This window comes from Mesorhizobium sp. M4A.F.Ca.ET.090.04.2.1, assembly GCF_003999085.1.
Taxonomy (GTDB): Bacteria; Pseudomonadota; Alphaproteobacteria; order Rhizobiales; family Rhizobiaceae; genus Mesorhizobium.
This window is the reverse complement of record NZ_RZOT01001002.1, coordinates 1-590: the sequence shown is the minus strand read 5'-3', so window position 1 is coordinate 590 and position 590 is coordinate 1. Positions and strand designations below refer to the sequence as shown.

Here is a 590-nt window from a genome sequence, read left to right as displayed (position 1 = left end):
CTTTATGCCCGCCACAAGGCCTTCTGCCAGAAGCACGGCATCACCTACCCGCTCCACTCCTGGGCGATCCGGGGCGGCCGTGGCGACTTCGGCTGGCTGAAGAAGCCGGAGTCCGCTTTTGAATTCCTGGGAGACTTGCAGGGGATGCTGCTTGGGCTGCCCGTGATCGGCATCGCCGCGGTCATCGACCGACCGGGCTATGTTGCCCGCTACCGCGACCGGTACCGGGACCAGCTCTGGTTCATGTGCAAGACCGCCTACTGCATCCTGATCGAGCGCGCCGCCAAATATGCCCGCAGCCAGGACCGCAAGCTGCGCGTGTTCTTCGAGCGCGCCGGCAAAGCCGAGGACCGCGACCTGGTGGCCTACACGCGGATCCTGAAGACGCAGGGGATGCCGTTCGACGGCGCCAACTCCGCCAGCTACGGGTCGTTAACTGCCGAGGAGTTCAGGGACATCGTGCGCGGGGAGCCCCGCGGCAGAACCAAAGCCACGCCGATGTTGCAGATCGCCGATCTCTACCTCTATCCGATGGCCAAGGGCGGCTATGACCCGTCCTACCGGCCCTACAGGGCCCTGATGGACCACAA

At 65.1% G+C, this 590-nt stretch carries 1 protein-coding gene; it reads left to right on the top strand.

Annotated features, from left to right (window positions below; all coding sequences use genetic code 11):
* Positions 1-590, top strand: a 590-nt coding sequence (locus EN781_RS33735) for a DUF3800 domain-containing protein (RefSeq protein WP_145965839.1), incomplete at both ends; no start/stop codon positions are given.